This is a genomic window from Actinoplanes sp. NPDC026623, assembly GCF_040638275.1.
Classification (GTDB): domain Bacteria; phylum Actinomycetota; class Actinomycetes; order Mycobacteriales; family Micromonosporaceae; genus Actinoplanes.
The window spans coordinates 22893-35350 of sequence record NZ_JBEZXZ010000081.1 but is presented as its reverse complement, the minus strand read 5'-3'; the positions used below and the strand labels follow the sequence as shown (position 1 = coordinate 35350).

General features: G+C 69.9%; 11 protein-coding genes. 10 read left to right on the top strand and 1 reads right to left on the bottom strand.

Features of this window, described 5'->3' with window-relative positions; genetic code table 11:
• The 9 genes from AB0F10_RS23380 to AB0F10_RS23340 form a co-directional block, all read left to right on the top strand.
• Positions 1–902, top strand: a 902-nt coding sequence (locus AB0F10_RS23380) for a molybdopterin dinucleotide binding domain-containing protein (protein ID WP_360628644.1), incomplete at its 5' end; no start/stop codon positions are given.
• Positions 903–913: 11 nt separating this feature from the next.
• On the top strand, positions 914–2287 hold the full coding sequence (gene nuoH, locus AB0F10_RS23375) for an NADH-quinone oxidoreductase subunit NuoH (RefSeq protein WP_360628656.1): 1374 nt from the start codon (positions 914–916) through the stop codon (positions 2285–2287).
• Position 2288: 1 nt separating this feature from the next.
• On the top strand, positions 2289–2873 hold the full coding sequence (gene nuoI / locus AB0F10_RS23370) for an NADH-quinone oxidoreductase subunit NuoI (RefSeq protein ID WP_360628641.1): 585 nt from the start codon (positions 2289–2291) through the stop codon (positions 2871–2873).
• Entirely contained in the window at positions 2870–3643 is a 774-nt protein-coding gene (locus AB0F10_RS23365; protein WP_360628638.1) for an NADH-quinone oxidoreductase subunit J, read from the top strand. Before nuoI ends, AB0F10_RS23365 begins: the two co-directional genes overlap by 4 nt.
• A gap of 16 nt (positions 3644–3659) precedes the next feature.
• Positions 3660–3980, top strand: a complete 321-nt coding sequence (gene nuoK / locus AB0F10_RS23360) for an NADH-quinone oxidoreductase subunit NuoK (protein ID WP_360628653.1) — start codon at positions 3660–3662, stop codon at positions 3978–3980.
• Positions 3981–3992: 12 nt separating this feature from the next.
• Entirely contained in the window at positions 3993–5921 is a 1929-nt protein-coding gene (gene nuoL, locus AB0F10_RS23355) for an NADH-quinone oxidoreductase subunit L (RefSeq protein ID WP_360628635.1), read from the top strand.
• Complete coding sequence (locus tag AB0F10_RS23350) at positions 5918–7456, top strand: NADH-quinone oxidoreductase subunit M (protein WP_360628632.1); 1539 nt, start codon at positions 5918–5920, stop codon at positions 7454–7456. The genes nuoL and AB0F10_RS23350 overlap by 4 nt, the downstream gene beginning before the upstream one ends.
• 2 nt (positions 7457–7458) lie before the next feature.
• Positions 7459–8991 (top strand): NADH-quinone oxidoreductase subunit NuoN, encoded by a 1533-nt coding sequence (nuoN, locus tag AB0F10_RS23345; protein WP_360628629.1) that lies wholly within the window; start codon positions 7459–7461, stop codon positions 8989–8991.
• Between the two features lie 222 nt (positions 8992–9213).
• Complete coding sequence (locus AB0F10_RS23340; RefSeq protein ID WP_360628650.1) at positions 9214–10206, top strand: polyprenyl synthetase family protein; 993 nt, start codon at positions 9214–9216, stop codon at positions 10204–10206.
• Between the two features lie 34 nt (positions 10207–10240).
• On the opposite strand, the gene AB0F10_RS23335 is transcribed toward AB0F10_RS23340, so the two are convergent.
• Positions 10241–11455, bottom strand: coding sequence for an MFS transporter (locus tag AB0F10_RS23335; RefSeq protein ID WP_360628626.1), 1215 nt, complete (start codon positions 11453–11455; stop codon positions 10241–10243).
• A 153-nt stretch (positions 11456–11608) separates the two neighbouring features.
• Here AB0F10_RS23335 and AB0F10_RS23330 point away from each other — a divergent pair, with 153 nt between their 5' ends.
• On the top strand, positions 11609–12403 hold the full coding sequence (locus AB0F10_RS23330) for an IclR family transcriptional regulator C-terminal domain-containing protein (RefSeq protein ID WP_360628623.1): 795 nt from the start codon (positions 11609–11611) through the stop codon (positions 12401–12403).
• Positions 12404–12458: the final 55 nt, after the last annotated feature.

Sequence of the window (12458 nt, the reverse complement as noted above, 5' to 3'; positions counted from 1 at the left end):
GCTGCCTGCCCAACCTGCTCCCCGGCGGACGTCCGGTCACCGACGCGGTGGCCCGGGCCGAGCTGACCAAGGCCTGGGACGTCGAGGAGGACGCGCTGCCCGGCACCGTCGGCCGCGACACCGACGCGATCGTGGCGGCCGCCGCCGACGGCACGCTCGGCGCGCTGCTGGTGGCGGGCGTGGACCCGGCCGACCTGGCCGACCCGCGCCTGGCCGAGCAGGCGCTCGACGCCGTGCCGTTCGTGGTCAGCCTCGAGCTGCGCCAGAGCGCGGTCACCCGCCGCGCCGACGTGGTGCTGCCGGTCGCCCCCGCCGCCGAGAAGCCCGGCACCTACATGGACTGGGAGGGCCGGCTGCGGAGCTTCGAGGCCGTCCTCAACACCACCGCGATGACCGACGGCCGGGTGCTCGAGGCCATCGCGGCGCTGATGGACGTCGTCCTCGCCACGGGCGACGTCGGCACGATCCGCCGCGAGCTGGGCAGCATCCCGGCGAGCCGGTGCGACCGTCCGGCCCTGCCGAGCGTCGCCGCGGCCGAGAAGTCGTCGCCCGGTGCCGGCGAGGCGGTCCTCGCGTCCTGGCATCACCTGATCGACCTCGGTTCGATGCTCGACGGCGACGAGGTGCTGGCCGGTACGGCCCGCACCCCGCTGGTGCGCATCGGCAAGGACCTCGCCGAGTCGCTCGGCGTGGCCGACGGTGACGCCGTCACGGTCGGCACCGACCGCGGCGCGATCACGCTGCCGGCGGCGATCACCGATCTGCCCCCGCAGGTGGTGTGGCTGCCCACGAACTCGCCGGGTTCGGCGCTGCGTCGCAGCCTCGGCGTCACCTCGGGTGCGGTGGTCCGGCTCAGCGCCGGCGTGCCGGGTCCGATCCTCGCTCAGGGGGCGAACTCATGATGACCTCGGCGATTCTCGCCAACGCACAGGACCCGACGCTGGAGACCTTCCAGAACGACGTCTGGTGGATCGTGCTCATCAAGCTGCTGGGTGTCTTCGTCATCCTGCTGCTGCTGACGCTGTTCACGATCAACTACGAGCGCAAGGTCGTGGCCCGGATGGCGGTCCGGCCGGGCCCCAACCAGGTCGGGCCCAAGGGCTGGCTGCAGAGCCTCTCGGACGGCATGAAGCTGCCGTTCAAGGAGGAGATCATCCCGAAGACCGCCGACAAGGTGGTCTACTTCATCGCGCCGGTGATCTCGGCGACGGTGGCGTTCACCGCATTCTCGGTGATCCCCTTCGGGCCGGTCGTGTCGATGTTCGGGCACAAGACCGCACTGCAGCTCACCGACGTGCCGGTCTCGGTGCTCGTGCTGCTCGCCTGCTCCTCGATGGCGGTGTACGGCGTCGTGCTGGCCGGCTGGGCGTCGGGTTCGACGTACCCGCTGCTGGGCGGCCTGCGCTCGAGTGCACAGATGATCTCGTACGAGGTCGCGATGGGCCTGTCCATCGTCGCGGTCTTCATGACGGCCGGCACCATGTCGACCTCGCAGATCGTCGCCGCCCAGGCCGGCAGCGACCCGTCGACCGTCGAGATCCTCGGCCGGAACCCGACCCCGCCCAGCTGGTACGCCGTCCTGCTGCTGCCCAGCTTCATCATCTACTGCATCTCGGCGGTCGGCGAGACCAACCGGGCGCCGTTCGACCTGCCCGAGGCGGAGTCCGAGCTGGTCGGCGGCTTCCACACCGAGTACTCGTCGTTCAAGTTCGCGCTGTTCTTCCTCGCCGAGTACATCAACATGATCACCGTCTCGGCGTTCGCGACGACGCTCTTCCTCGGCGGCTGGCGCGCCCCGTGGCCGATCACCATCTGGGAGGACGCCAACTCCGGTTGGTTCCCGCTGATCTGGTGGCTCGGCAAGGTGCTGCTGCTGCTGTTCGGCTTCATCTGGCTGCGGGCCACCCTGCCCCGGATGCGCTACGACCAGTTCATGCGGTTCGGCTGGAAGGTGCTCATCCCGGTCAACCTGGTCTGGATCCTCTTCCTGGCCGGGGTCCGGGTCACCAACACCCGGGTCGACGGCAACGCCCGCTGGCTCGTCTACCTCGTCGCGGCGGTGCTGGTGCTCGGCATCGCGCTGCTCTGGCCGGCCAGCAAGAAGGCGCGCGTGTACTCCATCGAGGAGCAGCTCGCCGCCCGGCCGCCGGGCAGCTTCCCCGTGCCGCCGATGGACCTCCAGGTGCCGCCGAGCCCGCGGGCGCGCCGCGCGGTAGCCGAACGCCAGCCGGCCACGGTCGGCGGCACGAACCCCAGCCCGGACGACACGTCAGACAAGGAGGTGTGACGTGGGAACGTTCACGGGCTCGTTCAAGGGCTTCGGGGTCACCTTCGCGCACATGTTCCGCAAGGTCATCACCACCGACTATCCGTTCTCGCCGCCGAAGCCGGCGCCGCGCTATCACGGCCGGCACATCCTCAACCGGCACCCGGACGGCCTGGAGAAGTGCATCGGCTGCGAGCTGTGCGCCTGGGCCTGCCCGGCCGACGCGATCTACGTCGAGGGCGGCGACAACACCGACGAGCAGCGCTTCTCGCCCGGTGAGCGGTACGCGACCATCTACCAGATCAACTACGCGCGCTGCATCTTCTGCGGCCTGTGCATCGAGGCGTGCCCGACCCGTTCGCTGACCATGAGCAACGAGTACGAGCTGGCCCGCGACAACCGCCAGGACCTCATCTTCACCAAGAAGGAGCTCCTGGCGCCGCTGCTGCCCGGCATGGAGCAGCCGCCGCACCCGATGCGGCTCGGCAACACCGACAAGGACTACTACCTCGGCGCGCTGACCAACCCGGGCACCTCGGTCGGCGCCGAGCGGGCGCCGCTGACGCCGCCGGACGCCGTGGACGCGCTGGGTGAGGTGGCCCGATGATCGCCTACGCGGCGGAGGCCGCCGGTCACGTCTCCACCGGCGAGGCCTGGGCCTTCTGGATCCTGGCCCCGCTCGCCGTGCTCGGCGCCCTGGGCATGGTCATGGCGCGCAACGCGGTGCACTCCGCGCTGTGGCTGATCGTCACCATGGTCAGCCTGGGCTTCATGTACGTGATCAACCAGGCACCGTTCCTCGGCGCGGTTCAGCTGATCGTCTACACCGGCGCGATCATGATGCTCTTCCTGTTCGTGCTGATGCTGGTCGGCCGCGACGTGTCCGACTCGCTGATCGAGACCCTGCGCGGGCAGCGGCTCGCCGCCATCCTGCTGGGCGTCGCCTTCGGCGTGCTCGTCGCGACCGGCCTCGGCCGCTCGCTGGGCGACGCCACCGTCGTCGGCCTGGCCGAGGCGAACAGCGCCTCCGGCGGCAACGTGCAGGGCATCGCCAAGCTGCTGTTCACCAAGTACGTGTTCGGCTTCGAGGTGACGTCCGCGCTGCTGATCACGGCGGCCGTCGGTGCCATGGTGCTCGCGCACGTCGAGCGCGCCAAGGAAGAGATCGCCGACCAGGTCACGCGCATGAAGGCGCGCTTCCGGCCGGGCACCTACCCGGGGCCGAAGCCCGGCCCGGGCGTCTACGCGAACACGATGTCGGTCGCCGTGCCGGCCCGCCTGCCGGACGGCAACGGCGCCGAGCGCAGCATCTCGCCGATCCTGCCCGTACGCGAGCTGACCGCGGGCGAGGCCGCACCGAAGAGGACAGAGAAGTGACGGCGCAGCCGGAACGATCAGAGGGTGGTTCAGCGAAGTGACACCTGATTACTATCTTGTGCTCGCGACGATTCTGTTCACAATCGGCGCCGCGGGTGTTCTCGTACGCCGCAACGCGATCGTGCTGTTCATGTGCATCGAGCTGATGCTGAACGCCGCGAATCTCGCGCTGGTGACCTTCAGCCGGATCAACGGCACGCTCGACGGCCAGATCATCTCGTTCTTCGTGATGGTGGTCGCGGCGGCCGAGGTCGTGGTCGGGCTCGCCATCATCATGTCGATCTTCCGGACGCGACGCTCGGCAAGCGTCGACGACGCCAACCTCCTCAAGTACTAAAGGGGCCTTCACGTGGAACAGACAGTGGAGTATGCCCACGCGACGGGGCTGCTGAGCGGAATCTGGCTGCTTGTGGCCATTCCGCTCGCCAGCGCCGCGGTCCTGCTCCTGCTCGGCAGGAAGGCCGACAAGTGGGGGCACTGGCTCGGCGTCCTGGCGGTCGCCGTGCCGTTCGTCCTCGGCCTGTCGATGTTCTTCAGCCTGCGCGGACTCGACCCCGAGGCCCGATCCGCCGAGCAGAGCCTGTGGGACTTCATCGCGGTCGGCGGGCTGCACGTGGACTTCGGGTTGCTCTTCGACCCGCTGTCCGCCGTCTTCGTCATGCTGATCACCGGTGTCGGCTCGCTGATCCACGTGTACGCCGTCGGCTACATGGAGCACGACGAGGGGCGGCGGAGGTTCTTCGCCTACTTCAACCTCTTCGTCGCGGCCATGCTGCTGCTGGTCCTCGGCAACAACTACGTGATGCTCTACTTCGGCTGGGAGGGCGTCGGCCTGGCGTCGTACCTGCTGATCTCGTTCTGGTACGTCCGGCCCTCCGCGGCCACCGCCGGCAAGAAGGCGTTCCTGATGAACCGGGTCGGCGACGCCGGCCTGGCCATCGGCATCTTCCTGATGTTCGCCACGCTGGGCACCACCCAGTACGACGAGGTGTTCAACGGGGTCAGCGCGCTCTCCGGCACCACGGTGCTGATCATGGGAATCCTGCTGCTGCTCGGTGCCGCCGGTAAGTCCGGCCAGTTCCCGCTGCAGGCCTGGCTCCCCGACGCGATGGAGGGCCCGACCCCGGTCTCGGCCCTGATCCACGCGGCGACGATGGTCACCGCGGGCGTCTACCTGATCGCCCGGTCCAACGCGATCTTCAGCGCGAACCTCACGCTGCAGACGATCGTGGTCAGCGTCGGCGCGCTCACGCTGCTGATGGGCTGCGTCATCGGCGCCGCCAAGGACGACATCAAGCGGGTGCTGGCCTGGTCGACGGTCAGCCAGATCGGCTACATGTTCCTCGGCGTCGGGCTCGGCGGCGGCGCGTACGCGCTGGCCATCATCCACCTGCTCGCGCACGGCTTCTTCAAGGCCAACATGTTCCTCGGCGCCGGCTCGGTCATGCACGGCATGCACGACCAGGTCGACATCCGCCGCTTCGGCGCGCTCAGGAAGTACATGAAGTGGACCTGGCTCACCTTCATGATGGGCTGGCTCGCGATCATCGGCATCCCGCCGTTGTCCGGCTTCTTCTCCAAGGAGCCGATCATCACGGCGGCCTTCGAGCGCGAGGGCTGGACGGGCTGGCTCTACGGCGGCGCCGCCCTGCTGGGTGCCGGACTGACCGCCTTCTACATGACGCGGCTGTTCATCCTCACCTTCCACGGCCCGAAACGCTGGACCGAGGACATCCACGAGCCGCATGAGTCGCCGTACATCATGACCGTGCCGCTCATGCTGCTGGCCCTCGGCTCGATCGTCGCCGGCGGCCTGATGGTGACGTCGGTGCCGGACTGGCTGGAGCCGGTCTTCGGCCCCGAGCACGAGGCGGCGGCGCTCACCGGCAGCGAGGAATTGCTGCTCACCGTGTCCGGTCTGGTCATCACCCTGCTGGGCGCCGGCCTGGCCTGGATGCTGTTCCGCCGGGGCACCGCCCTGCAGCCCGAGCCCGCGGGCATCGTGGTCACCGCGGCGCGCCGCAACCTCTACACCGACGCCTTCAACGAGGCGGTGTTCGAGCGGCCCGGCATCTACCTCACCCGCGCGCTGGTCTTCCTGGACAACAGGGGCATCGACGGCGCGGTGAACGGCCTCGCGGCCACCGTCGGCGGCAGTTCGGGCCGCCTGCGCAGGCTGCAGACCGGCTTCGTCCGCTCATACGCGTTGTCCATGCTCACCGGCGTAGTCGTGGTCGTCGGTGCCTTCCTCGCAATTCAGTTTGGATGGTTGGCGTGACCGACTTTCCGTTCCTGTCCATCCTGACGCTGCTCCCCCTGGTGGGCGCGGCCACGGTGGCCTTCATCCCGAAGACCCGGGCCCAGCTGGCCAAGACGATCGCCCTGGTCTGGTCGCTGGCCGTGCTCGTGCTGAGCATCGTCATGTGGATCGCCTTCGAGGCGGGCGGCGACCGCTTCCAGTTCCGCGACTCGGTCCAGTGGATCCCGACCTGGGACGCCCGGTTCACGTTCGAGGCGGACGGCATCGCCCTGGTGATGCTCATGCTGATCGCGATCCTGGTGCCGGCCGTGATGCTGGCGTCGTGGCACGACGTCGACGAGACCAAGCGGTCCGTGCCGACGTACTTCGCCCTGCTGCTCACCCTCGAATGCACGATGATCGGCGTCTTCGCCGCCGGCGACGTGTTCCTGTTCTACATGTTCTTCGAGGTCATGCTCGTGCCGATGTACTTCATCATCGGCTCGTACGGCGGCGCCCAGCGGCAGTACGCGGCGGTCAAGTTCTTCCTCTACTCGCTGGTCGGCGGCCTCTTCATGCTGGCCGCGGTGATCGGCCTGTGGGTGGTCGGCGGGCACACCTTCGACTGGCAGAAGCTCAGCGACGTCTCGGCGGCGTTCGACACCAACACCGCGCGCTGGCTGTTCCTCGGCTTCTTCATCGCGTTCGCGGTCAAGGCGCCGTTCTTCCCGTTCCACACCTGGCTGCCCGACGCCGGTGTCGCGGCACCCGCGCCCGCCGCGGCGCTGCTGGTCGGCGTGCTCGACAAGGTCGGCACCTTCGGCATCCTGCGCTACTGCCTGCCGCTGTTCCCGGAGGCGTCGCGCTGGTTCGCGCCGGTGGCCCTGGTGCTCGGCGTCATCGGCATCATCTACGCGGCGCTGCTGGCGGTCGGGCAGAACGACCTGAAGCGGCTGGTGTCATACACCTCGATCGCGCACTTCGGGTTCATCGGCATCGGCATCTTCGCCTTCACCACCCAGGCGGGCACCGGCGCGGTGCTGTACATGGTCAACCACGGCCTCGCGACCGGGCTGCTCTTCCTGGTCGTGGGCATGTTCGTCGCCCGCCGCGGCTCGGCCCTGACCAGCGACTTCGGCGGGGCCGGCAAGCTGCTGCCGGTGCTGGCCGGCCTCCTGTTCTTCGCCGGTCTGGCGTCGCTGGCGCTGCCCGGCACGGCGCCGTTCGTCAGCGAGTTCCTGGTGCTGATCGGCACGTTCACCGTGCACAAGACCTACGCCGTCATCGCGACGGTCGGCATCATCCTGGCCGCGGCGTACGTGCTCTGGATGGTGCAGCGCACCACGCAGGGCACGCTGAACCCGGCGCTGACCGAGGTCCCGGCCATGCAGAAGGACATCACGCTGCGCGAGAAGATCGTGGTCGCGCCGCTGGTGCTCCTGCTGCTGATCCTGGGCTTCTACCCGAAGCCCGTCACCGATGTGATCAACCCGGCGGTCGAGGCAACCATGCAGGACGTCGGCACGACCGATCCCGCACCGACGGCGGTCGCGAACGGAAAGGTGGCGCCGTAGCCATGGGAGACCTCAAACTGCCCGAGATCAACTACGGCGCGTTGTCGCCGATGTTGATCCTCTTCACGGCGGCGTGCCTCGGCATCCTGCTCGAGGCGGTCCTGCCGCGCCGGCACCGCAACGTGATCCAGCTCAGCCTGGCCCTGGCCGCCGTGACCGCCGGGCTGGTCGCGGTGATCGTGGGCCGGGACACCCGGACGCTGACCATCGGCGGCGCGGTCGCGATCGACGGCCCCACGCTGTTCCTGCAGGGCTCGATCCTGATGCTGGGCCTCGTGTCGCTGCTGCTGATCGGCGAGCGCTCCGTCGAGGCGGGCGGCGCCTTCGTGTCGCAGGCGGCGATCACCGTCGGCTCGGAGAAGGACCTGAAGCAGGCGAGCGGGGAGCCCGGCGCCACCGAGGTCTACCCGCTGGCCGTCTTCGCGCTGGGCGGCATGCTCCTCTTCGTGGCGGCGAACGACCTGCTGACCATGTTCGTGGCGCTCGAGGTGTTCTCCCTCCCGCTGTACCTGATGTGCGCGCTGGCCCGGCGCCGGCGCCTGCTCAGCCAGGAGGCGGCGCTCAAGTACTTCCTGCTCGGCTCGTACGCGTCGGCGTTCTTCCTGTTCGGCGTGGCCCTGCTCTACGGCTTCGCCGGCGCGATCGACCTGGCCGCGATCCACACCGCGGTGGCCGACCCGAACCGCAGCGAGGTGCTCCTCTTCGGCGGCCTGGCGCTGCTCTCGGTCGGCCTGCTCTTCAAGTGCGCGGCGGTCCCGTTCCACGTCTGGACCCCGGACGTCTACCAGGGATCCCCGACCTCGGTCACGGCCCTGATGGCGGCGTGCACCAAGGTCGCGGCCTTCGGCGCGCTGCTGCGCATCCTCTACGTCGCCTTCGAGGGGGTCCGCTGGAACTTCCAGCCGGTCCTCGGCGTGATCGCGATCCTGACGATGCTGGTGGGCGCGATCCTGGCGGTGACGCAGACGGACATGAAGCGGCTGCTGGCGTACTCCTCGATCGCCAACGCGGGCTACCTGATGGTGGGCGTCCTGGCGCTCAACCGGCAGGGCCTGTCCAGCACGATGTTCTACCTGGTGGCCTACGGGTTCTCGGTGCTGGCGGCCTTCGGCATCGTCTCGCTGGTCCGCGACGCGGACGGGGAGGCGACGCACCTGTCCCGCTGGGCGGGCCTGGGCCGCAAGAGCCCGCTGTTCGCCGGCGCCTTCTCGTTCATCATGCTCGCCTTCGCGGGCATCCCGCTGACCAGCGGCTTCACGAGCAAGTTCGCGGTCTTCGGCGCGGCGATCGACGGCGGGCAGACCTGGCTCGTCATCTTCGGCGTGATCACCAGCATGGTGCTGGCGTTCCCGTACCTGCGCGTGATCGTCATGGTGTGGCTCTCGGAGCCGGGCGAGACGACGCCGTCGGTCTCGATCCCGGGCTTCCTGACCTCGGCCGCGCTGGTGATCGGCGTGGTCGCGACCCTGGCACTGGGCGTCATCCCGGCGCCGCTGCTGGACCTCACCAACGACGCCGCGACGTTCGTTCGATAACCGGCGACTCCTCGCGGGACGCCCCGGCCGGATCCGTCTGGCCGGGGCGTTCCGTGTTTCGATGCCCGTGCAGCTTCCCCGGACCCGGGGCGGGAGCCTCGGTGGACATTTCCGGATCCGTACCGTGGCGATGTTGTTGACCTTGCAGTTGCCACCCCTGGGCCAGCCCTTGTCGGAGGCGTATGGCATCGTGAAAGTGTGGTGAGCATCGGTGACAGCGCGCTGACGTCGCTCGGCCTCGACATCGACCCTGCGGTCGACGCGTCGGTGTCCGCGACGCTTGCTGTTGTGGAGGATGCGCTGCGCAGCAATGTCGCCAGTGCCGATCCTCTGGTTGGGGAGGCCGCCCGGCATCTCATGGACGCCGGCGGCAAGCGGTTCCGGCCCCTGATCCTGGCCCTCGGCGCCCAGATGGGCGATCCGTCGCGGGCCGAGATCGTGCCGGCCGCGCTCGTCGTCGAGCTGACGCACCTCGCCACCCTCTACCACGACGACGTCATGGACGAGGCCACCGTGCGGCGCGGTGCGCCGAGCGCCAACGCGCGGTGGGGCAACTCGATCGCCATCCTGGTCGGCGACTTCCTCTTCGCCCGGGCCGCCGACATCGCCGCCTCGCTCGGGCCGGAGGCCGTCCACCTGCAGGCGCGGACGTTCGCGCGGCTGGTGCACGGGCAAATCGCCGAGACCGTGGGGCCGCGGGGGTCCGACCCGATCCAGCACCACCTCAGCGTCATCGCCGACAAGACGGCGTCGCTCATCGCCACCTCGGCCCGCTTCGGCGGGCTCTTCTCCGGCGTGACGCCAGAGCAGGTCGAGGCGCTCACCGGCTACGGCGAGACCATCGGCATGGCGTTCCAGCTCTCCGACGACCTCCTCGACATCGCGTCCGAGTCGGTGCAGTCGGGCAAGACGCCCGGCACCGACCTTCGCGAGGGCGTCCCCACCCTCCCGGTGCTCTACGCGCTGGCCGACGACGACACCGACGCCGCCGCGGTGCGCCTCCGCGAGCTGCTCGCCTCCGGGCCGCTCGTCGACGACGCGCTGCACGCCGAGGCGCTCGGGCTGCTGCGGGAGTCCGCGGCGATGAAGCTGGCCCGCGAGACCGTCCGCACCTACGCGGAGGACGCCCGGGCCCAGCTCGCTCCGCTGCCGGCGGGCTCGCCGCGCCGTGCGATGGAGTCGCTGTGCGACTTCATCGCCGACCGCACCAGCTGAGCCGCCCGGGGGGCCTGAGCCGGGCCGTGACGGGTCAGAACGCCGCGGTGGTGACCGCGGCGTGGCGGGTCAGCATTCGGCTCCCGACGACCATCGCCGCGGCCGCGATCAGCATCGCGATTCCCGCGGCCGTCCACATCATCGGATAGCCGGCACCGGCGGCCAGCGCGCCCAGCACCAGCGGGCCCAGGCAGCCGCCCGCGTAGACCCCGGTCTGCGTGATCGAGGTGGCCGCCGCCGGCGCCTGGGGGTGCAGGCGGACCACCGCGAAGTTCATCAGCCCCGGCCACGCCCAGCCCAGCCCGAAGCCCAGCACCACGCCCAGGACCAGCGTCACCGGGTTCGGCACCGCCATCAGCGCCAGCCCCACCGCCCCGGCGGCCAGCAGTCCCGCGATCACGGCGATCTGGTGCGCCGGGAAGCGGTCGGCCTGCCAGCCGCCGAACAACCGGGCCGCCACGCACACCGCGCCGCCCAGCGTCAGCGCCAGCCCCGCCGTTGCGGGCGCCAGCCCGCGGGCCACCGCCGAGTCGACCAGGAAGGTGCCGAGCGCGTTCGCCGAGCCAGCGGCGAGCGTCGCGCTCAGCCCGATGACGACCAGGGCCGAGGTGGCCCGCTCCCCGCCGCCCGCCTTCGGCCGCGGCGGCGCGTTCTTCTCCGACGGTACGAGCAGCAGCGCGCCGGCGGCACCGACCGCGGCCAGCACGAACGCCCACCGCCAGCCGAACGTCAGCGCCACCACCGGCACCGCGGCGCCCGCCAGCAGCGTGCTGACCGGTATCGCCGCCTGTTTCACGCCGAACGACAGGCCCTGCCGGCGGGTCGGCACGTGCCGCGAAAGGCTGGTGTTGCTCGCCAGCTGGCCCATCGCGTTCGCGCCCGCGCCCAGCGCCAGGATCGCGATGAGTGTCCACAGTGATGTCGCCACGGCCGCGATCGCCAGCAGCGACGCGGAGGCTAGCCCGATGCCGGCCCGCGCGATGTTGGTCGCGCCGTAACGCTCGACGAGCGCGCCCGCGGGTACAGAGGCAAGCGCGCTTGCCCCGAAATACGCCGAGACCGCCAGGCCGAGCCCCGCCGGGGTGAAGTCGAGCTCGTCGCCGATTTGCACGGCGAGACCACCGACGAGGAACACCGGGACCGTGCAGGCGATCGTCGTGGTAAGTGCGCCGATGGCCGCGCGTGCCGGTCTGACCGAGTTCGCGCTGGTAGCGGCGTTTTCGGTAAGCGAGATCTGCGGCTCGGCCATCAATCGGAGGTTATGCCCAGCGGCGTCGATCTAAAGACGGTGAGTGGTAATGACCACACGTGCCGTAAAGATCGGTCATGGTCGACACGCTTCAGGCATTCCGTCCCGGGAAGATTATTCATATGGTGTAAGTCCCCGGCGTCGGAGGTGGCTGTGCGCGACCCCCTGGCGGAGCCGTCAGATCTCATCCGGAGCGTGTCACGCGCCCTGCGTGTGCTCGAATCGGTGGGTCGGGCCCCGCGTGGACTCACCGTGAAACAGATCGCCCGGCGGTGCGAGCTGACCGTCGCGACGACCTATCACCTCGTCCGCACCCTGGCCTACGAGGGCTACGTGATCCGCAGGGAAGACGGCACGTACATCGTCGGCCTGGAGATCGCGGACCGCTATCGCGAGCTCGTCTCCGCGTTCCGTGGCCCGCCGTCGGTCGGTGAGGCGCTGCGCCGGGCCGCGATCGAGACCGGCTACAGCCATTACCTGGGCCGCTTCGTCGGCGGCCGGATCGCCGTCACCGCCTGCGCGGAGGGCGCCCGTTCCCCGTTCATGGACGAGATGGTGCCCGGCTTCGACGAGGGCGGGCACGCCACCGCACTCGGCAAGGCCCTGCTCGCGACCCTGACCGCCGACCAGCGCGCCCGCTATCTGCGCGACTGGGGAATGCGGGCCTTCACGCCGGCGACGCTGATCTCGCCCGAGGCGCTCGAGGCCGACCTGGCCGCGGGGGAGCGGCGCGGCATGCAGCTCGAGATGGGCCAGTTCCGGCAGGGACTCGCCTGTGCCGCGGTCAACGTCGTCTCCGACCGCGACATGGAGCGCCGGCTCGTGCTCGCGTGCGCCCTTCCGGCCGCCGAGATGCTGACGTCCGCCCGGGTGGTCCGGGCCAAGCTGACCGCCGCCGCCCGCAACGTCGCGGAAGCACTGTCGACGGGCGACGCCGCCACCGCATGATCGCCCCGCAGCATGAGTGAACTGCAGACATAAGGCTCCTTTGAACCGGCCGACC

Bases quoted from the DNA above. Each gene is read 5' to 3' on its own strand.
- AB0F10_RS23365 (WP_360628638.1), top strand. From the start codon at position 2,870: ATGATCGCCTACGCGGCGGAGGCCGCCGGTCACGTCTCCACCGGCGAG.
- nuoN (WP_360628629.1), top strand. From the start codon at position 7,459: ATGGGAGACCTCAAACTGCCCGAGATCAACTACGGCGCGTTGTCGCCG.
- AB0F10_RS23335 (WP_360628626.1), bottom strand. From the start codon at position 11,455: ATGGCCGAGCCGCAGATCTCGCTTACCGAAAACGCCGCTACCAGCGCG.